The following is a 17431-nucleotide window of genomic DNA, read 5'->3' on the forward strand; positions in this document are numbered from 1 at the left end:
CCATGAATTCCGAACCCGCAAAATCAAATCCCAAGGCTAGCCAATATATGGAGTACGCCTTGCGTACTGTCGGTGATTTAAAGCAAAAACTGGCCGTGTGGCTGGAGCCAGGAAATTTGGAACAACTGCGGCCGCTATTACAGTATCAGGCTGGCGTGCTGGGTGGTTTTGCGCTGTTGGCTGCGATTTTATTGGGTGTGGCCGATCTGGCGACACGCGGCGTGATAGAGCTGCGCTTGCAGGAAGATCTACAGGTCAACCTGGAGCAAGTGGTTCCGGCAGAGCTTTACGATAATAACTTGCTGAAAGACAGTGTGCTGCTGCCATCTGCCGATGCCAATTTGGGTGCAGAACAAACTGAAGTCTACTTGGCTAAAAAGGCGGGTTTGGTTAACGCAGTCTGTTTTAAATTCGTTGCCCCTGACGGTTATGCCGGGCCGATCAGCTTGGTGATGGGGATCGATAGCAAAGGCGAAATCCTTGGTGTACGAGTTATCGCACATGTCGAGACGCCGGGCTTGGGCGATAAAATCGAAGTGACCAAGTCCAAATGGGTGCTGTCTTTCAACGGCAAATCCTTAAATAACCTGACTGTCGAGCAATGGGCGGTTAAAAAAGACGGCGGGGTGTTCGATCAGTTTAGTGGGGCGACGATTACACCGCGCAAAGTGGTTCAAGCAATCAAGCGGGGATTGGAGTTTTATAAGGTGCATCAGGCGGAATTGTTGCAGCCTAGCCGATAGTGTTTTTGGTGTCGCTGTCGCGACGCTTAGTTTGCATGTTGGTTCGCGGACCGACAGCCGCGATACTTTTCTTTGCTCCGCCAAAGAAAAGTATCCAAAAGAAAGGCGGCCCGAACGCCGCTTTGTTCCTGCGCTCCGAAGCGTTTGGCGAGGGTTTTCGAAAGGGGCTTCCCAGCCCCTCCGAAAACGAGCGGCATCCATGCCGCTCCCCTATCGGGCTGGTCTCGCCAAACGCTTCGGTGCTCGGCGCGGCATACGGGAAGAAAATCGTCGCGATCTTCTCAGGCATTAACACTTGCTCACGATTTTTGGAGAAACCATCATGAATCTTTCGATTCTGTTTTCAGAACAATACAGAAAAATCGCTCGCGACGGCCTATGGGACAACAACGTCGTGCTGACCCAAAATCTGGCGCTGTGTCCGTTGTTGGCAGTGACCGGGACGGCAACCAACGGCTTGGGTATGGGCTTGGCGACCATGGTGGTAATGGTGGCATCCAATGCCGCGGTATCGGTGAGTCGGCATCTGATTCCGTCTGAAATTCGCATCCCGATTTTCGTGTTGCTGATTGCCGCGTTGGTGACCTTGGTGGATATTTTTCTAAACGCCTGGATGCATGAGTTACATAAGGTACTGGGCCTGTTTATCCCGTTGATTGTCACCAACTGCGTTATTCTCGGTCGAGCTGAAGCGTTTGCTTCCAAGCAACCGGTGATGCCCTCGATGTGGGATGGTTTGATGATGGGGGTGGGCTTTACCGCGGCGATGGTGGTGCTGGGAGCGATGCGGGAGATTAGTTCTGCCGGCACTTTATTCGCCAACGCCTCTGTGCTGTTGGGGGAAAGTTTCCGGTTTCTGGAAACCACTTTGATTCCGGAATACAAAGGTTTTTTGCTGATGGCTTTGCCGCCGGGTGGCTTCATCATGCTGGGTTTCATGGTGGCATTGAAACGCTTGTTGGACCGGAAAGCGGCGGCCAAAATTACAGAACCGACCATTATTGATCCGGTTGTCTTGGAAGAAGGGGCGTAAACTATGAATGTGGGTGTATGTTATGCGCAGGCGGACAGGCAACTCTGGTTGCGGCTGGAAGTGCCGGAGGGCAGTACCATCGCCGAAGTGATTGAATTGTCCGGCGTGTTGACGCAATATCCCGAGATCGATCTGGAGAGCCAAAAGGTCGGGATTTTCGGTAAACTGGCCAAATTGGATGCATCGGTTAAGGAAGGGGACCGCGTGGAGATTTATCGTAAAATCACCGCCGATCCCGCGCAAGTTCAGCGCAGGCGGGTGGCGTAGCCCATGTACGTGTGTCTTTGCAAAGCCGTCACCGACAGTCAGCTCGATGCTGCCATAGACAGCGGCTTATGTTCGCGGAAACAGTTGGTGCAATGTTTTGGTGTTGGTGGCGATTGCGGTAAATGTAACAAGGACATTGCGCAAATTTTGGATAGAAAAAATGCATGTCGGCTATTGCAGGCTGCGAATGACGCCCAACTAATCATAAAAACCCAGGAGATTTGACATGCAAGGCGATAAAAAAGTAATCGAATTTTTAAATAAGGCACTGGAAAACGAATTAACTGCCATCAATCAATATTTTTTGCATGCCCGGATGTTCAAAAATTGGGGCTTTCAAAAGCTGAATGAAAAGGAATATCACGAATCGATCGACGAAATGAAACACGCCGATAAGTTGATCGAAAGGATTTTGTTTCTGGAAGGATTGCCCAATTTGCAAAGCCTGGGTAGATTGATGATAGGCGAGAACCCCAAGGAAATGCTGGAATGCGACCTTAAATTGGAACATCTGGCCTTGCCTTTGTTGAAAGAGGCGATAGCTTATTGTGAAAGCATCAACGACTACGTCAGCAGGGAATTGTTCGAACACATTCTGGAAAGCGAAGAAGAGCATGTCGATTGGTTGGAAACCCAGATGGACCTGATCGAAAAAGTCGGCATTCAAAACTATCTGCAATCGCAGATGTAAATAGGCGCTCCAGTCAAAAAAACTTTACGGGGCGAGGGTGTCCTGAATTTTGTGTAAACGGGTTTTGTTAGTGGTTTAGCATTCTGTCTTCAAACTGAATGCTAAACCGATTTAAAGCCGCTTTCCAGTCATGTAATGGCATCGTCCATTTTTTACTGATATTCATCAGCGCCAAATAGAACAATTTCGACAAGGCCTCGTCACTGGGAAATGAGCCGCGATTCTTGGTGATTTTCCGCAAACTCATGTTCACCGACTCAATAGCATTGATGGTGTAAATGATGCGGCGTATCTCCGGCGGATAGTCAAAGAAGAGAATGATCCGATCCCGATTGCGCCGCCAAATCTGGGCAATCGGTGGATAGGCATCGTTCCATTGCGCCTCGAATTCTCCCAGTGCCTGCTCAGCTTCATCGACGGTAGCTGACTGGTATATCCGCTTGAGATCGTCAGCGATCTGTTTACGCATTTTCCAGCCGACATAGTTCAGGCTATTGCGGACCAAGTGGACAATGCACAGTTGGACTGCGGCGTGTGGATAGACGGTTTCAATGGCTTCAGGAAAGCCTTTCAAGCCATCGACACAGGCGATGAAAATATCTTGGACGCCGCGATTCTTTAGGTCGGTGACGACTTGCAACCAGAACTTGGCGCCTTCGGTTTGGGCGATCCATAAGCCAAGTACCCTAAGGCGGTGGGCGTGTTGGAAAAAGACCGGGAATCCCTATTGGCCTTTTACGACTTTCCGGCCAAGCATTGGATACATATTCGTACGACCAACCTGATCGAATCCAGCTTTGCGACCATGCGCCATCGGACGACCCGCACCAAGAACTGTGTGTCCCGCAATACCTTGTTGGGGTTAGTGTTCCAATTGACGTTAACCGCCGAGAAGAGTTGGCGCAAAATACGCCGATTTAAACGATTGCCGGATGTGATTGAGGGCATCCGTTTTCAGGACGGCATGGCTGTCATTATGGAACCGGAGAAAACAGAAGAAACTCAGCAGATGGCCGCCTGATTCAAATCAGCCATACACCAGATTTGACTATTTCTCCTCGACGACACTTCAGTGCCATACAGTTCTTCCAGATGACTCTGGATTTCCCTGACCGTCAGACCTCGAGCATAGAGTGAGATGGTTTTGTCGTCGAAACCCGTCCAGCGGGATTGGTGTTTGCCAATGATTTGTGGCTCGAACTGGCCGTGACGGTCGCGGGGAATCTCAATCGGCAATGCGCCAAAGTCGCCTTTCAGCGTTTTTCGGCTTTTGCCGTTGCGGGTGTTGCCGGCAGGATTGCCGACAGCTTCATGCTTGCCATGACCGAGATGTTCGGTCATTTCAGCTTCTAAAGCCCACTCCACCAGGGCCTTGGTCAGTTGTTTCAGAAGACCGTTTCACCCAGCAGGTCTTCGGGTTTTTGATAGCCTGACAGCAAGCTGTCGATCAGTTCGGTTGGGATGGATTTTGGTAAGATCATCGGTACTCCTAAAAGTAACGGCAGTTTCCTGCCTAATGACCGTTTAAACAAAAATTTTTACACCCTCGTTTTTTGATTTTTCGTTAGATTTTGGGAGTGGTTTTTTCCCCCCAATTAAAACGCAGGGTGAACGCGATAAATATTTTTTTGAATGACACGTGTGCTCTCGAAATGAATGGTAAACGTGTGGGTAAAACAAAATTTCCTGATTTGAGATAAAACGCTGCTAAGCGGTCCACTCCTTCGGGTTTGAATCCGCTGTTTTTAACATTAATCAATTTGACGGGAAAACCCGCGACCGCCTGCTGTTTCCAGCGTACTGCAATACTGGCGGAAAATCTAAAAAGCCGGCGCTTGGTCTTGCAACGTAAAAATGATCGGCACCAATACCGCGCTGGCGACATTGATTTCCGCTCGTTTGGCCGGTACGAAGCGCCATTGTTTGACGGCTTCGACCGCGGATTCGTCTAGCGCTTCGTGACCACAGCTTTGTTCGACGGCAACGCCCACTACCAGGCCATCCTCGCTGACTTCCACGCGCAAAACCACTTTGCCCTGCCAGCCTCGGCTGCGGGCGATACCGGGGTACTCCGGCTTGGGATTGTGTTGGTAAGCGGCATTCAGATATGCCTCGGTAAACGTCGGACTTGGATTGTCGGCGCTTACTTTCTCGGCAATCGCCGGCTGAGTGGCATCGTCGACCGGCCGAGGCTGTTGATCAAAAACTTGTTCCTGCATCGAAAAATCGGACGGCGGCGCCTGCGGCGTCACTTTTTTCAACCGGGGTTTGAGTTGCGGCTTTTTAGGTTTTGGTTGGGCAACGCTGGGCGGCGGCGGTTGGGTTCGCTCAAGGCTTGGCTCACTGGCCGGAACTGTGATTGTCGACACTTCCATTTTAAGCGGACTGGCTTTTGCCTCCGGCAGGTCGGGGCACAAGAAGCAGCTGACCCCGGCCAAGTGCAGCAACATAACGGTAACTAACATCAAAAATAGCACGGAGATGTTGCGCGAACGTTCTTTGTTGCGGGTTGGTTTTAGCAACACCGCGCGGCCGGCTTCGACGCCGACGGATGCATCAAGAAAAGATGCTGCCGGATTTTGAGCAATAACAAGTCCGATTCGATTCGCTCTAATAAATGGCACGGGTTTTTAGGATTGGCGGTTAAACATGCGGCGGCGTCCCTGAGCTGGCGTGATTCTTCCAAACAACTAAATTCGCCAAGTTAAGACGATTTTCAATTAATTATGACAAAAGCCTTGCCGCCAGGAATGCGGCCAATTGCCGCAGCGGCGGTTCCTTATACGGCCCGGCCGATTCTGTTTTCGCGTCAAGAATGCAAAATTACCAGCCACGGCCCCAATGCGGTCTGACGTAGCGCCAAAGATTTTTGCAAGGCATCCAGCATTGCCAGACCGTCGGTTGGAAATACCCCGCTAACTCGCAATTGCTTGACATCCTCACCATTCAGAATGATTTTGGCTTTGGAATAGCGGTTTAACTCTGCTACCACGTCGGCCAGTGCCTGATCGTGAAAAATCAACTTGCCGCGTTTCCAGGCATTTAACTGGTTGAGATTGGCTGGTGCCGGTTTATCCAACCCACCGCCAGTGGAATACGTCAATCGCTGGCCTTCCTCCACCCGTATCGCGGCGACATCGGTTTGGTCAATCAAGCGCACGGCTACCGCATGCTCGGTAACATTGACTTCGACCTTATCGGCGCCAGGGCGCGCCACGTCAAACACTGTCCCCAAGGCCCTAACCGCCGTATCGCCGGCTTCCACTTCAAAGGGTCTGTTGGCATCACTGGCGACCTTGAACTCGGCTTGGCCTCTGAGCAATACCACGCGCCGTTTGTCCGCCGACCAGTCTATGTCCAACGCGGTATCGGTATTCAGCAACACGCTGCTGCCGTCGGCCAATTGAATCTGTTTTTGCTCGCCAACGGCGGTTGCGTAATCGCTGAGCAACCAATCGTGCAGCCTATCCCGGCCTAGCAATAACCCCAACACCAGCGAAGCGGCTAGCGCCAAACCGGCTCGCCGCGGCAAACGCGGAACGGCATGAATTTGCTTTGGCTGGAAATTGGCGGGCGGTGTGGTTTTAACGGCTTGCGCGACCGAACCCCACAGCGCTTCGGCCTCGGCGTAGGCTTGCCGGTTGGCGTCGTCTTGACCATACCAGGCTTCGAATTGGCGGCGCGCGGCGTCTGTAACCGAACCGGAACGCATCAGCACCAGCCAGTCTATCGCCTGGTCGGCCAAGCTTTCATTGGAGTTGTCGGGGTCGGTGTTCATCAAGGCTGCTGAAGCGGGGAAGGAGTGGGCAAACGATAAAACAATGTTGCCGGAAAATAAACCGCAGGCCAATTCAGTGTTGCTCGCGACGGTCACGGCAATGCTTCAAAGTTTTGGCAATGCGTTTGGCGATGGCCCGTTCGGACACGCCCAAACATTCGCCAATTTGCGCGTAAGTCAGGCCTTCGATGGCGCTTAAGTAAAACGCCGCCCGGCACTCTTCCGGCAATTCATTCAGGGCCGTATTGACCGTATCCAGATCCTGCCAGGCCATTAACTGTTTTTCGGCGTCCGGATCATTGCCGGCAACCGCCTCCAGTAGTTCGGCCGGCATCTCCTGGCTTGGCGCATAACGGGCGCGTACCGATTCCTTGCGGATATGATCGACCACCAAATTGCCGGCGATAAAAAATGCCAACGCCCGCCTATCCTGAGTCGGCGTCCGCTGTTCTGAGAATAATAGCCGCACAAAGGTTTCTTGGGCCAAATCCTTGGCGGTATCGGGACAATGCAGGCGGCGCAGAAAAAAACCGATTAAATCGTCCCGATTTTCCCGAAAGAAATGATCCAGTGTGTCCGAAACAGCAGCCATTGTCCCATGCCTATTATTCGTTGCAGCAGCAATTCGGTTCTTACGACTTATACCGCACCACCGTAGACGCCACGGTCTTTGTGCTTACCTGGCATAAGCCTATACCGATAATCGGTTTGCAGAGAACCGTTGCTCACCCTGCGTTTTGTTTTCTATTGATTTTGGTAGTGATTTTCTCCCGTTATTCCGCCCAGAGCATCGCAGCTCTTGTGCCCCGTGGGTATTTGGCGAGAATAGTCCGTCAGGGGCGATGCAGGTATGCTGCGCGCTCCCGAATTCCCCCAAAACCCACCACCAAGCCACTCACAAACAGCAACAAAGAGGGCGGTACCGGCACAGCCGTGATGTTGAAGCCGACGCTGGTATTAATCGCCAGTGATCCTTGATTTAAAAAGATCAAACCTTGGTTGAGATCGTTCAAATCGCTGGTAATCGCGATATTCAAGTTTCCCGCTGCGATAGCCTGAAAATGCAAAACCGCCAGAGAAATGAATGAGCCCACGTCATTTGCACTCAAGCCCGGAAAGGCCAGGCCGGCAGCGTCTAAATTCACGCCATCCTGTGTTGAAATGTCGGTGAACAACGGGTTAATGCTGCTACCCAAAAACTGCGCAGCGCCAGTGCCGCCTAATAGCGTGTTGAAACCAAAGCCCAACACCAGTTCGTCCGCGCTGGCGTCAGTAAAAGGCGCGAGCGCCAGCACTTCAATATCAAAATGATCGCCAATATGGGTAAAGCCTGAGGTCTGCGGCAGCGCCAAAAATGTGGGTTCGGTGGGCAAGACAATGGTTAACGATGAAATTGATCCCGAATTTGTTGGCGTTGGTCCCGCTTGGCTTGCAATACTACCTCGAGGCAAAATTTGAATGTCACCCCCTGTAATCAATGGTGGTTGTTTAGCTTGCAGATTTCCTGGGGTTTGACCCGTTTGGAGTTCTATATTGCCGCCAGGGTAAATTTGAATATCGTTAGTTGTGCTAAGCGTACTCGCTTGGTTGACACCAGACCAAAATGCCAACGCAAGTATCAGGCAATGACGCCATGTCATATTTTTCATAAAACCTTCTTTAACAAATAAAAATTAATCGGCAATGTTCGCGGCCGTTACGGCTTGCTGATCGCCGTGTAGTAATTGAAATAGCCATACCAAGTCCGGTAGTCAGCCATGCTGACGCAACCAGTCGCGTCATAATCCGCTTCCCGGTTAAAACCCACTTTGCCGCTGCATTTACCGATTTGAGCCTTGATCAAATTGGCATCGCTACCATCGACATCGCCGTCGTTATCCAAATCACCCGGTACGAACAACTTGATCAACAGCGGATCGTGATCCGATGAGCGATAAGCATCGGCCGCGTAGAAGCTGCTTAATTGATTGGCTGTTTTGAACTCGGTGTTGTAATCCAGAGAGCGTGGCTCGTCGGCGTTGATGTGCCATTCGCCGGCACTTTTAACTTGCGGCGCGAGTGCGGCATTCGCTAGGCCATGATCCAGATAACCGGCCGCGCCATCGAATACGTAACTGTAAGCGGCCTGATTGCCGACGAAAGTTTCCAGCAGGTTCTGGTAACCGGCGTTTTTCAAGGCTGTGATCGGGTCTTCCTGGGCATAGCTGTTCAGGTCGCCGATGATCAGGGCATTGTTGGCGCCGTTGTGGGTAGGATCGCCAGCCAACCAGGTGGCCAAGGCTTGCGCGGCATTGGTGCGGGTTTGGTTGCAATTGCCTTGGCCGTCGCCGGTGTCGGGATCATTCACATCGTCGCAAGCCGAACCTTTGGATTTAAGATGGTTGACGGCCACGGTCAGCAACTTGTTGGAAGCCTTATCCAAGAAAGTTTGGGCCAGGGCAGGGCGGTTTTTGGCGTCGATAAATAAGGGGTTTACCGAAGAATCCAATATTGCCACCGCGCCGACCGGCGTGGTTTTAGCCGGTTTGTAGATGATGCCAACCGCGATCTCATCGGTGCCGACTTTGCTCAAGCCCGGATTCATATAGGCATACGTGCCGGCGCCGGCCAGTTGATTCAAACCATTCACCAGATCGGCGATGGCGCTGCTGCTGCCGTAGCCGTCGTTTTCAATTTCCATCAAACCTACCACATCGGCATTTAAGGCATGGATGGCCGGAATGATTTTGTCGCGCTGGCGGTTGAATTCGACCAGGGTATTAGCGCCGCGAGCGGTTGGGAAGCCGCCGCCGACACCGTTACCGTTGAAGTAATTCAACACGTTGAAGCTGGCGACTTTCAATGAGCCCAAGGCGGACAGGGCCGGAACCGGGCCTCGGGAATTGTCGGCGACAAAGGTTAGCGGTTGAGTCGGTTGCAGGCGGTACACGCCAAAATCGTAAGCCAACACGCCGGTAGCGCCAACGACCGAGTCGCCGCTGCGCAATGGTGTGGCCGCGCTCAAGCCGGTCGGCTGTGGGTAAATCACCGGGTCGGGATTTTGGATGTTGGAGCCATCGTCTACGGTCAGCTGATTCAAGCCATTTTGCGCCGCAGCATCGATAGCCGCTTGGCCGGGAGTGGCGACTTGGGTGGGTGTCAATAAGCGGCCTCCGGAGGAGAGTAAAAACTCGCCGAATCGGCCCAGATTGAAGTTTTCGCTGACTGTCAGGGTTTGCGGCAGATGGATCAACATACCTTCCCTGCGTTCAGCGTTATTGTCGGCGTTGTCGAAGGGTAAATTCACTTCAACCGCTGTCGGTAAGGCGTTACCGGTGGCGCAAATGTCCACTGAGCTGACGTTTTCCAGGCGGGTCATATTGAAGGTTTCGGTGACGGTGCCGACGATGTGGACTTTATCGCCGACATTGACCGGCAAGCTGGAGGCGACGAACAAGCCTTCGGAAGTCGCCGGATTGGTGTCGGCGCCATCGACTTGCTGTACAAAAAAACCATTCAAGTTGCCGCTGCCTTGGAAGTCGGCGCTGACCACGGCTTCAACATGTTGCACGCTGCCGCTCAACGGACTGACGCCGCTGCTGCCTTGGATGGCGCTGATTAGGGTTGCCGCTTGGCCGCATTGGGAAACCGGTGGCGGCGGTGGGGTGACGCCGCCGAAGTTTTGGCCGTTGTTGACCGCGCCAAATGAATTTGTGGCTGGGGCGTTCCAGGTAAAGTTTTCGTAGCTGTTGCCGGTGCCTTTCAGTTGCAAGGATTGGCCGACGGGAGTTGAGTTAGTTTCCGCTACACCAATGTCCACGCTGGTCATGCCGTTAGCCGGACCACCCACCGCGGTAAAAGGTGAGGGTTCGTAACTTAAAAACTGCACCACTGTGCTGCCGTTGACTAAGGCAATGCCGTCTGGCCCACCGTTTTGTATGCCATCAGCCGGGTAGCTGAAACTCAGGGTGCCGAATCCGGTGCCGGTTTGGTCGGCAATCACGCCGCTTAAGGCTTTGCTGTTATAGCTGGCGCCACCGTTGCCGTTGTAAAGTACCAGCGACCAACCGCTGAGGTTGGTACCGGCCGGGCCGGCGATTTCGATGGCCTCACCGCTATCGGAGCCGATGTTGTCGTAATGAATTTCGTTAATAAACACCGGCGTGGCGGCCTGGGCGTTGCCGAAGCAGCTGAGGGCGCTCACTGCGGCCAGCAGCGGGTAGCTGCGGATGTGCTTTGCGATCATGATCGGATGGTCTCTGTGCTTAAAAATCAGTAAGCAGGCTTGGATGAGCCTGAGCTGACTCGCAGAGAGACGCACTCGCCGGCCTAAGGGGTAAAGGCGACGAGCGCGTCATTGGGTAACTTCCCAAAATTCTGCAAGCCCGCTCACATTTTCCGGGATTACGCTTGCGGGAGGGTTAAGATACCGTGACGGTTTGGCGAAGTTTTTGTGACATGTAATACAAAGCTAAGTAGGCCGATTCCGGCAAGGTTTGGAGTTAGCCAGGATGCGGCAATTCTCCATCGTGCTGCTGCGTCAATTGTGGCGCTTCCTGGGCCAGCCAGCGGATTAATTCCAGTCTGCCGTCTTGATGTTCGACAATGGCCGTGCAGCTTTCCACGAAATCGCCGGTATTGACGTATAAGAAGCCTTCTATTTCCTTGATTTCGGCGTGATGTATATGTCCGCAAATCACGCCGTCCAGGCCTTCGTTTTTCAGGGTGCGGACAATGCTTTCTTCGTAATCGGAGATAAATTGCACCACATTCTTGACTTTGAATTTCACAAACGCCGCCAAGGAGAAATGCGATTGCCTGCCGAATAGGCGTCTGAACAAGCGCAGGAAGCGGTTGATTTCGATCAGCCAGTCGTAACCCAGGCTGCCGATTTTTGCCAACCATTGGTGATGTTTGGCGATGGTGTCGTATTCGTCGCCGTGGACGATCAGGAAGCGTTTGCCGTTTACCGTGGTGTGAATATCCGAGTTTTTGACGACGATGTCGCCGAACACGTAATCGTCGTAATCGCGGACGTTTTCGTCGTGGTTGCCGGGGACGTAGATAATTTGCGTGCCGTGTCGGGCTTTACGCAGGATTTTTTGAATGATGGTGTTGTGATCACGCGGCCAGTACATTTTTTTGGACAAGGCCCAAAAGTCGATGATGTCGCCGACCAGATAGAGTTTTTCGCTGTCGTTATGTTTTAAAAAATCCAGCAGGGCATCGGCCTGGCATTGGGTCGAGCCAATGTGCAGGTCGGAAATCCAGATGGTGCGATAGAAAGAGGTATTCATAAGCAAACGCCAAATATTGGTATCGGACGAGGGCTATTCTTGTCTGCATTTATGACAGCAGCATGACAGAGCAGGCTTGTCGCTTCTTTGCCGAGTAATGCGGGCAACGGATTATTTTTGGCGTTTTGTGCAGACTTTAGATCGTCGGCTCTATAAATATATTGTTTAAAAACAATGGCTAACGCGCCGGGTTTTGCGTGTCTATCGGGTTGTGTCACATTCCTGTAATCTGCTTGTTCTAAGGTTTGCTTATTACCGAGACCCTGGCCAAACAAGCAAGAGAACTGCCGATGACGAAGCAAACAGACACTCCCAATAATGTGCATACCTTGCATGCGTATGACACCGATTTAGGGCATATGCATAGTTTGATGCTGGATATGACAGACCTTTTGGTTTACCAACTGGAACAGGCGATGCAGGCGCTGGACTACGGCGATGCCGAACTGGCGCAAAAAGTCGTATCACGGCATAAGAAGGTCAAGCACTTCGAAAGCAAGATTGACGGCGAGGTATTGAACATCATTGCCCGGCATAGTCCGGTGGCAAACGATCTGCGCTATGTGTTATCGACGTCGAAAATCGCCGTAGAGCTGGAAAAAATCGGTGTTGAGATTGTCGAGTTCGCCAAACTGATTACGGTGTTGTTCGACCCGAACACCAGCGACCCCAATCAAAAGCTGTTGGCTGACATCGTGAAAATCGGCGGTTTAATCAAGCTGATTTTGGACAAGTTGATGGTGGTTTTCGAAAGTCGGGATACCAAGCAGGCATACGCCTTGTTGGAATGCGATAGGGATTGCGAGTCGGAATTGCAGGAGGGTATCAAGCACCAATTGACTTTGGTATTGCACGACGCCCGAATGATTCGCAGAGCCTTGGATGTGATGCAAATGATGAAAGCCATGGAGCGTTGCGGCGAGCATTGCCGGAACATTGCCGAGCACGCCATTTTTATGTTGGACGGTATCGATGTGCGGCATGGTGGGCTGGCGACTCAGGCTAGTCTTGCTGGTTAAGCATTTGCGCGCGGCTGCCTCTTCGGTGTTTGCCGTCATTTAAAAACAAAGAAGCCGGCATTGCCGGCTTTTTAATGTGGGTAAATGCCAAACCGTTATTTGTGGATTTCCAAATGCAATGCCCGGTATTCTTCGGTCAATTTGTGGGTTGGCGCGTAGTGAATCAAGGGCTGGGCATCGCTGTGCGATTCGCGGACTTTCACCGAGGTGGAGATTTTGGTCTCCAGGACTGGCAAACCCTCGGCGATCAGGTCTTCCACCAACTGCCGCGGCAGGTTGGCCTGCTTTTGATATTGGTTGACGATGACGCCTTCCACTTCCAGTCTGTCGTTATGATCGGCTTTGACTTCGGCGATGGCGCGCATCAGTGTGTACAGGGCTTCACGAGCGAAGGTGTCGCAGTCGAACGGAATCAGGCATTTTTCGGCGGCGATCAAAGCCGACAGGCTATAAAAATTCAGAATCGGTGGGGTGTCGATATAGATTTGCTCGAAGCCTTCCAGTTTTTCCAACGCTTCTTTTAATTTGTAGATTTTATGCCGCGATTCCAACCGGCTTTGCAAACCTTCCAAATCGCTATGGGATGGCAGCACGAAAAGGTTAGGGAAAGGGGTTTCATGAATTAAGCCGTCCAGACCTTCCTTCCCGCCGCCGAACAGGCCCAGGCCTAGACTGTCTTTGAAAAAATGGGCAATGGTCTTGTCTGAATCGGCCACCTTATTGCCCAACAAATACTGGGTGGAGTTGCCTTGCACATCGAGATCGATCACCAGGGTTTTTTTACCCTCTACGGCGCTGATGGCTGCCAGGTTACAGGTAATGGTAGATTTACCCACGCCGCCTTTCTGATTGAAGATCACCCTGCGCATAATCGCCCTCGATTGCTAAAAAATAAAAGCCCGCATTATAAGGTTAAAGCCTGCAATATCAAACGCGCGAGAAACTGTCGCCCTTGCATTCCGGGCAGGCCGGTATCACGCTGGTGGATTTGAAGGCGATTTGTTTGCCGCAGGCATCGCAGACAAAAGTGCCGGGGCCGGCTACCTCGCCGCTTTTATAAGGATGATAGAGCTTGGCTTCCATCTCCAACGCGGCCAGCTTGACCTTGGTTTTGTCGGCAATGTCCATGAAGGCATCCAGGGCAAAGTTTTCGATCAAATCGATGTCAAACTTCAACCATTCGGACAACGAATTGTTTTCGTCTTGTTGCGACGACGCCGTGGCGATGTGTTCGACGTCGCGCATCACGTAATCGGCGATTTTATTGATTTCTTCTTGCGTGTGGCCGCCCAGCGCGCTGGTTTTTTCCTTGGCTATTTCCAATGCGTCGGCAACAGAGTGCAAGGTGTCGTCCAGGGCCTCGTAAAGATGGCCCATCAGATCGTCATATGCTTTGATCAGTTTGTTTTCGCCCATGGCTGCTCCTTGTGTTGTTTTAATTTTCACGCTTTAGCTTTAAGCGTCTCTAAGGTATTCTAGCGCCTTTTTACAGCAAAAGACGAATAGGATGGAAGAGCATTACAAGCCGTCGGAAATAGAGCAAAAAGTACAGGCCGACTGGGAAAAATCCGGGGTGTTTACTGCTTCTGAAGACACCGGCAAAGAAAAATACTATTGCCTGTCGATGTTTCCTTATCCCAGCGGCAAGCTGCACATGGGCCACGTCCGCAACTACACGATAGGCGACGTGATCAGCCGTTTTCAAAGGATGCAGGGCAAGCATGTGTTGCAACCGATGGGGTGGGACGCCTTTGGTTTGCCGGCCGAGAATGCGGCTATGCAAAACAAGGTGCACCCGGCCGACTGGACCTATTCGAATATCGATTACATGCGTGACCAGTTGAAACGGCTGGGTTTTGGTTACGACTGGAGCCGCGAACTGGCGACTTGCGATCCGAGTTATTACCGTTGGGAACAATGGTTTTTCATCCGCTTGCTGGAAAAAGGTCTGGTTTATAAAAAAACCGCGCCGGTCAACTGGTGTCCGCACGACCAAACCGTGCTGGCCAACGAACAAGTCATCGACGGCTGCTGCTGGCGCTGCGATACCTTGGTCGAGAAAAAGGAAATCTCGCAGTGGTTTTTAAAAATCACCGCCTATGCCGACGAGCTGCTGACCTCGCTGGATAAACTGCCCGGCTGGCCGGAGCAGGTCCGTACCATGCAAGCCAACTGGATCGGCCGTTCCGAAGGCGTGGAGATGGATTTTGCCGTCGATGGTTTTGACGCGCCGATTCGTATCTATACCACCCGCCCCGACACCGTGATGGGTGTGACCTATGTCGCCGTCGCTGCCGAACATCCCTTGGCCTTGAAAGCTGCCCAAGCCAATGCCGACATCGCAGCATTCATCGAATCCTGCAAGCAGATGGAAACTTCCGAAGCGGCGATGGAAACCATGGAAAAACGTGGTATCGCTTCCGGTTTCCACGCCATTCATCCTTTGACCGGGGAATCCGTACCGGTGTGGATCGCCAACTTCGTATTGATGAGTTACGGCACGGGCGCGGTCATGTCGGTTCCTGCACACGATCAGCGCGATTACGAATTCGCTAAGCGATATGGCATTGCCATCAAGGAAGTGATTGCCGCCGCGGATGGCTATGACGACAGCGTTGCGGAAAAAGCTTTTACCGATAAAGGCGTATTGAAAAACTCAGGCGAATTTGACGGCTTGAATTTCAAGCAAGCCTTCGACGCGATCGCCACTAAACTAGCCGGTATCGGCAAGGGCGAACGCAAAACCAACTTTAGATTGCGCGATTGGGGCGTATCTCGTCAGCGTTATTGGGGCGCGCCGATTCCGGTGATTTATTGCGACGACTGTGGCACAGTGCCGGTGCCCGACGAGCAATTGCCGGTGACCTTGCCGCGCGATGTGGTGCTGGACGGCTCGCAATCGCCGCTGGCTGCACATCCAAGCTTCCCGCATACCACTTGTCCAAAATGCGGCAAACCGGCGCGGCGCGAGACTGATACCTTCGACACCTTCATGGAATCATCCTGGTATTTCGCCCGTTACGCCAGCCAGGATTGCGACACTGCGATGCTGGATCAGTGCGCCAATTACTGGTTGCCGGTCGATCATTATATCGGCGGCATCGAGCACGCAATCTTGCATTTGCTGTATGCGCGTTTTTTCACCAAATTGTTGCGCGACGAAGGCTTAGTGGCCTGCGACGAGCCGTTCAAGAACTTGTTGACGCAAGGTATGGTGATTGCCGAAACCTTCTATCAAATCGACGATCACGGCCACAAGCGCTATTTCAATCTGACCCAAATCGATGTCGAACGCGATGTCAAAGGCAAAATCATAGGCGCCAAATTGCTGGAAGACGGTTCGCCGGTCACCGTCGGCGCCGTGGAGAAGATGTCGAAGTCGAAAAACAATGGCGTTGATCCGCAGGTCTTGATTGATAAATACGGCGCGGATACGGTGCGTTTGTACACTATGTTTACCTCGCCGCCCGACCAGTCGCTGGAATGGAACGATGCCGGCGTGGAAGGGGCTTTCCGCTTCCTGAAACGTTTGTGGCGGCAAGTCTATTTGCATGTCGAAGCCGGATTGCCTCAGCAAGCGCTGGACAAGGCGGCCTTGAGCGATGATCAAAAAGTGTTGCGCCGCCAGCTGCATCAGGCGTTGCAAAAAGTCAGCGACGACATGGCCCGTCGCCATACCTTTAATACCGCGATTGCGGCCAACATGGAGCTGGTCAACGCGCTGAATAAATTCGAAGACGATAGTGCCAATGGCAGGGCAATCCGTCAGGAAGTGCTGGAAGCCATCGTCTTGATGCTGGCGCCGATTATTCCGCACGCGGCTCAAGCGTTGTGGAATGAGTTGGGGCATAACGATGACATCGTGCTTGCCGCTTGGCCACTGATCGACGAAGCCGCCTTGCAGCAGGACGCCATCGAGATGGTCGTGCAAGTAAACGGTAAACTGCGCGGTAAATTATCCGTTGCGGCGACGGCCTCCAAGGAGCAGGTCGAAGCCTTGGCCTTGGCCGACGACAATGTGCAGCGTTATCTGGAAGGTAAGCCGGTGAAAAAGCTGATTGTCGTACCGCAGAAACTGGTGAATATCGTTGTTTAAACACTGGGTTTTCGAGAAGCAGATGATGAATCACTTGAGCCGAATGGTTTTGTTTGGAACTTTGGCGCTGCTGCTTGGCTGCGGATACCATCTGCGCGGTTCGATAGAGATGCCGGAAGTGCTGAAAAACATGTATGTGTTTGGTGCGTCCGTGCCTTTACAGGGTGAACTGCAATCCATCATGAAAGCCTCGAAAGGTAAAATAGTGGGTTCTCCCAATGATGCCGGCGTGGTGGTCAAGGTGCTTAGGGAAGACATGCGTAACCGGGTACTGACCATCGGTTCAACCGGTAAATCCAGTGAGTCCGAGCTGGAATATTATCTGCGCTTTCAATTTTTCGACAGCAAGGAAAATGCGCTGATGGACGAGCAAGTGATCGAAATTTCCCGGGAGTTTTTCAACGACCAAACGGCGGTACTGGCGAAAGGCAACGAAGAACAATTGATTCGCAACGAAATCTATAAACAAGTGGCGCGGATGATATTGGCCAGAGCCAGGATAGCCGTCGATACGCAGAAAAAATAAGT

Annotated in this window: 18 protein-coding genes and 3 pseudogenes; 10 read left to right on the forward strand and 11 right to left on the reverse strand. The window is 52.2% G+C overall.

The window, feature by feature from the left end:
• Window positions 1-2 precede the first annotated feature (2 nt).
• Window positions 3-743, forward strand: coding sequence for an electron transport complex subunit RsxG (gene rsxG / locus DDY07_RS01530; RefSeq protein WP_171694545.1), 741 nt, complete (start codon window positions 3-5; stop codon window positions 741-743).
• Here rsxG and DDY07_RS01535 read toward each other — a convergent pair.
• Entirely contained in the window at window positions 733-1032 is a 300-nt protein-coding gene (locus DDY07_RS01535; protein WP_253734379.1) for a hypothetical protein, read from the reverse strand. The genes rsxG and DDY07_RS01535 overlap by 11 nt on opposite strands.
• 33 nt (window positions 1033-1065) lie before the next feature.
• Between DDY07_RS01535 and DDY07_RS01540 the strand changes: the two genes are divergently transcribed.
• The 4 genes from DDY07_RS01540 to bfr are packed head-to-tail and all read left to right on the forward strand — an operon-like array spanning window position 1066 to window position 2734.
• A complete protein-coding gene (locus DDY07_RS01540; protein ID WP_033155646.1) occupies window positions 1066-1776 on the forward strand; it encodes an electron transport complex subunit E in 711 nt (236 codons plus the stop codon).
• Window positions 1777-1779: 3 nt separating this feature from the next.
• On the forward strand, window positions 1780-2043 hold the full coding sequence (locus DDY07_RS01545; RefSeq protein ID WP_171694546.1) for an RnfH family protein: 264 nt from the start codon (window positions 1780-1782) through the stop codon (window positions 2041-2043).
• A gap of 3 nt (window positions 2044-2046) precedes the next feature.
• A complete protein-coding gene (locus DDY07_RS01550) occupies window positions 2047-2268 on the forward strand; it encodes a bacterioferritin-associated ferredoxin (RefSeq protein ID WP_033155644.1) in 222 nt (73 codons plus the stop codon).
• 1 nt (window position 2269) lies between these two features.
• Window positions 2270-2734, forward strand: a complete 465-nt coding sequence (gene bfr / locus DDY07_RS01555) for a bacterioferritin (RefSeq protein WP_033155643.1) — start codon at window positions 2270-2272, stop codon at window positions 2732-2734.
• Window positions 2735-2801: 67 nt separating this feature from the next.
• On the opposite strand, the pseudogene DDY07_RS01560 reads toward bfr, so the two are convergent.
• Window positions 2802-3419, reverse strand: a pseudogene (locus tag DDY07_RS01560) (IS256 family transposase); the annotation flags it as partial.
• On the opposite strand from DDY07_RS01560, the pseudogene DDY07_RS01565 reads away from it, so the two are divergent.
• Window positions 3411-3755 (forward strand): annotated as a pseudogene (locus DDY07_RS01565) (transposase); the annotation flags it as partial. The pseudogenes DDY07_RS01560 and DDY07_RS01565 sit on opposite strands and share 9 nt — an antisense overlap.
• A gap of 41 nt (window positions 3756-3796) precedes the next feature.
• On the opposite strand, the pseudogene DDY07_RS01570 reads toward DDY07_RS01565, so the two are convergent.
• A pseudogene (locus DDY07_RS01570) lies at window positions 3797-4215 on the reverse strand (transposase); the annotation flags it as partial.
• A gap of 339 nt (window positions 4216-4554) precedes the next feature.
• Entirely contained in the window at window positions 4555-4986 is a 432-nt protein-coding gene (locus DDY07_RS01575) for an energy transducer TonB (protein WP_367650904.1), read from the reverse strand.
• 16 nt (window positions 4987-5002) lie between these two features.
• Between DDY07_RS01575 and DDY07_RS01580 the strand changes: the two genes are divergently transcribed.
• Window positions 5003-5317: a hypothetical protein gene (locus tag DDY07_RS01580; protein ID WP_171694549.1), complete on the forward strand. Its 315-nt coding sequence runs from the start codon at window positions 5003-5005 to the stop codon at window positions 5315-5317.
• A gap of 226 nt (window positions 5318-5543) precedes the next feature.
• Here DDY07_RS01580 and DDY07_RS01585 read toward each other — a convergent pair whose 3' ends face one another.
• From DDY07_RS01585 to DDY07_RS01605, 5 genes are all read right to left on the reverse strand, one after another.
• The gene (locus DDY07_RS01585; RefSeq protein ID WP_367650844.1) at window positions 5544-6608 is read right to left on the reverse strand and encodes a FecR domain-containing protein; all 1065 of its coding nucleotides are present in this window, start codon (window positions 6606-6608) and stop codon (window positions 5544-5546) included.
• A complete protein-coding gene (locus tag DDY07_RS01590; RefSeq protein ID WP_171694550.1) occupies window positions 6586-7104 on the reverse strand; it encodes an RNA polymerase sigma factor in 519 nt (172 codons plus the stop codon). The genes DDY07_RS01585 and DDY07_RS01590 overlap by 23 nt, the downstream gene beginning before the upstream one ends.
• Window positions 7105-7345: 241 nt before the next feature.
• Window positions 7346-7885, reverse strand: coding sequence for a hypothetical protein (locus DDY07_RS01595; protein ID WP_171694551.1), 540 nt, complete (start codon window positions 7883-7885; stop codon window positions 7346-7348).
• Between the two features lie 323 nt (window positions 7886-8208).
• A complete protein-coding gene (locus DDY07_RS01600) occupies window positions 8209-10737 on the reverse strand; it encodes an ExeM/NucH family extracellular endonuclease (RefSeq protein ID WP_171694552.1) in 2529 nt (842 codons plus the stop codon).
• Between the two features lie 256 nt (window positions 10738-10993).
• Window positions 10994-11788 (reverse strand): UDP-2,3-diacylglucosamine diphosphatase, encoded by a 795-nt coding sequence (locus DDY07_RS01605; protein WP_033157894.1) that lies wholly within the window; start codon window positions 11786-11788, stop codon window positions 10994-10996.
• 290 nt (window positions 11789-12078) lie between these two features.
• On the opposite strand from DDY07_RS01605, the gene phoU reads away from it, so the two are divergent.
• The gene (gene phoU / locus DDY07_RS01610; RefSeq protein ID WP_171694553.1) at window positions 12079-12807 is read left to right on the forward strand and encodes a phosphate signaling complex protein PhoU; all 729 of its coding nucleotides are present in this window, start codon (window positions 12079-12081) and stop codon (window positions 12805-12807) included.
• A 95-nt stretch (window positions 12808-12902) separates the two neighbouring features.
• Here the strand turns inward: phoU and DDY07_RS01615 are convergent, their stop codons facing one another.
• Window positions 12903-13676, reverse strand: a complete 774-nt coding sequence (locus tag DDY07_RS01615) for a ParA family protein (protein WP_033157892.1) — start codon at window positions 13674-13676, stop codon at window positions 12903-12905.
• Window positions 13677-13734: 58 nt separating this feature from the next.
• Window positions 13735-14223: a zinc ribbon-containing protein gene (locus DDY07_RS01620; protein ID WP_171694554.1), complete on the reverse strand. Its 489-nt coding sequence runs from the start codon at window positions 14221-14223 to the stop codon at window positions 13735-13737.
• A 91-nt stretch (window positions 14224-14314) separates the two neighbouring features.
• On the opposite strand from DDY07_RS01620, the gene leuS reads away from it, so the two are divergent.
• On the forward strand, window positions 14315-16903 hold the full coding sequence (leuS, locus tag DDY07_RS01625) for a leucine--tRNA ligase (RefSeq protein WP_171694555.1): 2589 nt from the start codon (window positions 14315-14317) through the stop codon (window positions 16901-16903).
• A gap of 22 nt (window positions 16904-16925) precedes the next feature.
• Window positions 16926-17429, forward strand: a complete 504-nt coding sequence (lptE, locus tag DDY07_RS01630; protein ID WP_253734380.1) for an LPS assembly lipoprotein LptE — start codon at window positions 16926-16928, stop codon at window positions 17427-17429.
• Window positions 17430-17431: the final 2 nt, after the last annotated feature.

It is taken from the genome of Methylomonas sp. ZR1, from assembly GCF_013141865.1.
GTDB lineage: Bacteria > Pseudomonadota > Gammaproteobacteria > Methylococcales > Methylomonadaceae > Methylomonas.

Excerpts from the sequence above, each read along its gene's own strand:
- DDY07_RS01605 (WP_033157894.1), bottom strand. The coding sequence starts at position 11,788 with ATGAATACCTCTTTCTATCGCACCATCTGGATTTCCGACCTGCACATT.
- DDY07_RS01620 (WP_171694554.1), bottom strand. The coding sequence starts at position 14,223 with ATGGGCGAAAACAAACTGATCAAAGCATATGACGATCTGATGGGCCAT.
- rsxG (WP_171694545.1), top strand. The coding sequence starts at position 3 with ATGAATTCCGAACCCGCAAAATCAAATCCCAAGGCTAGCCAATATATG.
- DDY07_RS01540 (WP_033155646.1), top strand. The coding sequence starts at position 1,066 with ATGAATCTTTCGATTCTGTTTTCAGAACAATACAGAAAAATCGCTCGC.
- leuS (WP_171694555.1), top strand. The coding sequence starts at position 14,315 with ATGGAAGAGCATTACAAGCCGTCGGAAATAGAGCAAAAAGTACAGGCC.
- DDY07_RS01600 (WP_171694552.1), bottom strand. The coding sequence starts at position 10,737 with ATGATCGCAAAGCACATCCGCAGCTACCCGCTGCTGGCCGCAGTGAGC.
- DDY07_RS01590 (WP_171694550.1), bottom strand. The coding sequence starts at position 7,104 with ATGGCTGCTGTTTCGGACACACTGGATCATTTCTTTCGGGAAAATCGG.
- DDY07_RS01550 (WP_033155644.1), top strand. The coding sequence starts at position 2,047 with ATGTACGTGTGTCTTTGCAAAGCCGTCACCGACAGTCAGCTCGATGCT.
- bfr (WP_033155643.1), top strand. The coding sequence starts at position 2,270 with ATGCAAGGCGATAAAAAAGTAATCGAATTTTTAAATAAGGCACTGGAA.
- lptE (WP_253734380.1), top strand. The coding sequence starts at position 16,926 with ATGATGAATCACTTGAGCCGAATGGTTTTGTTTGGAACTTTGGCGCTG.
- DDY07_RS01535 (WP_253734379.1), bottom strand. The coding sequence starts at position 1,032 with ATGCCTGAGAAGATCGCGACGATTTTCTTCCCGTATGCCGCGCCGAGC.
- DDY07_RS01545 (WP_171694546.1), top strand. The coding sequence starts at position 1,780 with ATGAATGTGGGTGTATGTTATGCGCAGGCGGACAGGCAACTCTGGTTG.
- DDY07_RS01615 (WP_033157892.1), bottom strand. The coding sequence starts at position 13,676 with ATGCGCAGGGTGATCTTCAATCAGAAAGGCGGCGTGGGTAAATCTACC.
- phoU (WP_171694553.1), top strand. The coding sequence starts at position 12,079 with ATGACGAAGCAAACAGACACTCCCAATAATGTGCATACCTTGCATGCG.